The following is a 1,782-nucleotide window of genomic DNA, read 5'->3' on the forward strand; positions in this document are numbered from 1 at the left end:
CCCATGCTTTACCGACTTCCTGCACCGACGATGAAAGGATATTCCCCTCATCATCCGTCTCCGTTACGGGACGCAGGATGGAAATCCGATGACGCAGTTCGCTCATGGACACCCTCATCTAAAAGACCTCCTTCCGCACACCGAAAAGAAGCGAGCGCAGCGTCAGCGCAAGCCCCCTGTGGTCGGCTTCCTCTCGGTGTTCGTAAAGATAGGATACGGCGTAGAGTATTGCGACCCGTACAATCGCCTGATCTTCGAGCTTGGACAGCTTCTTCACGCGCAGAAGTGCCGTGCAAATCTGTTCTGCCGTTTCCGCAAAGTGCATGAGGAGATCGTCCTCCTCATCGCCGTCAATGCGCAGATACTGCTTGACTGCTGCAAGCGGCACAAGCATAAAACCACCTCCCCTCTTTGCCGCAAAACCAATGAAATCGCTGATAAAATGGATAAGTGGACGATTTATCAGCCCTTCATCTTGAGCGTCTGCACGGCTTCCTCAAGAACGAGTTTGCCATCCACGCGCTCCTTCATGACGTAGCCGACCATACCGTTGCCCGCAAACAGCTCCTTCAGTTCCTGCAGAGAGCGCGTGCCACGGTCGCCGATGTTGTAGTAGGAGTAGTCACCGAACGCGATGACGGTCTTGCCCGCCTCGACAGCAGGCATATATGCCGAAGAGTACACGGGATAGCCGAGCAGACGGTCGGGTTCGCCCATCTGATACGAAGGCTGCCAGAAATACGCACCGTTCGCGTCCTTGAGTTTGCGGATGCTGGCAAGCGTCTGGTCGTTGACGATGAACGCCGCATTCTTCCGGTAGGGACGCTTGAGACTGTAGACGAGTGTCACGAGTTCATCCGCCTTGAGGTCTGCCGCCGCCGTGGTGACGGAGGTCTTTGCCGAGGCAAGAAGTCCCTTGGGCTTATGAGTCCCATCGCCATTGAGGAACGCATCCTCCTCTGCATTGCCGAGTGCCTTGCCGAACTGCTCGATGAGGTAGTTCTCAAGGTTGAAGGCGTTGTCATAGAGCAGTTCCTCCGTCACCTTGACCGCGACATGGAGCTTGTGCGCGTCGAGAACGATCTGGGCAAAGGTCGCCTCACCGAAAGTCAGAGGTGCGCCTTCCTCAATCCACGATGCCGCAGGCTTTGTAGCGGCAATGTTGATCTTGTGTTCGCCGCTCGTGGTGATAACCGTCGCAAGCGGACGCAGGACATTCTCTTCGCTGAGTACGTCGATGAGACGTTTGTCATATTCCTCGGGAACGAGATAGCCTCCGCTGGCATCCGTCCCCTCCTGCAGGACGTTCTCCACCTGACGGAAGTTCGTGCGAAGAGCCTTGAGCATTGCGGCGCGATATGCCTCGCTTGCACGCCCTGTCTTTTCGGAGGCGAATCCTGCCCCTGGAGTGTTGGTAATTGCCTCCGTCACAGGCTTTGCAAGCTGCGCGTCAAGAATTGCCTGACGCTCCATGCGCTCGATGTCCTTGCCGAGCGCAAGCACCTCATTCTCCATCTGCTCGTACGCTTTGGCATCCTCTGCCGTAAGACGACCGTCCTTTTCGTGAGAATCCAGAAACTGCTTTGCCTGTTCCCACATTTCTGCACGCTTCTCTCGCATTGCCATGATCTTATCCATGATCTTTTTCCCTCCGTTAATGTGAAATAGAAAAGAGCCGTCGTTTGAGCGGCTCTGCATCGACATTGGTATTTTGTGTTCCCTGCCCGAATTTCGAGAGCAGAGAGTTCGTGACGGCGGCACGGGAGAAGATCAGCCCGTCTG

At 55.6% G+C, this 1,782-nt stretch carries 2 protein-coding genes and 1 pseudogene; all 3 read right to left on the reverse strand.

Features of this window, described 5'->3' with window-relative positions:
- Window positions 1–118: pseudogene (locus HMPREF9163_RS12260) on the reverse strand (head-tail adaptor protein); the annotation flags it as partial.
- Window positions 119–394: a head-tail connector protein gene (locus HMPREF9163_RS00595; protein WP_009439666.1), complete on the reverse strand. Its 276-nt coding sequence runs from the start codon at window positions 392–394 to the stop codon at window positions 119–121.
- 68 nt (window positions 395–462) lie between these two features.
- A complete protein-coding gene (locus HMPREF9163_RS00600) occupies window positions 463–1,638 on the reverse strand; it encodes a phage major capsid protein (protein WP_037345512.1) in 1,176 nt (391 codons plus the stop codon).
- Window positions 1,639–1,782: the final 144 nt, after the last annotated feature.

This window comes from Selenomonas sp. oral taxon 138 str. F0429 (genome assembly GCF_000318175.2).
Lineage (GTDB): Bacteria > Bacillota > Negativicutes > Selenomonadales > Selenomonadaceae > Centipeda > Centipeda timonae.

Coding starts and splice junctions, on each gene's coding strand:
- HMPREF9163_RS00595 (WP_009439666.1), bottom strand. CDS start 394: ATGCTTGTGCCGCTTGCAGCAGTCAAGCAGTATCTGCGCATTGACGGC.
- HMPREF9163_RS00600 (WP_037345512.1), bottom strand. CDS start 1,638: ATGGATAAGATCATGGCAATGCGAGAGAAGCGTGCAGAAATGTGGGAA.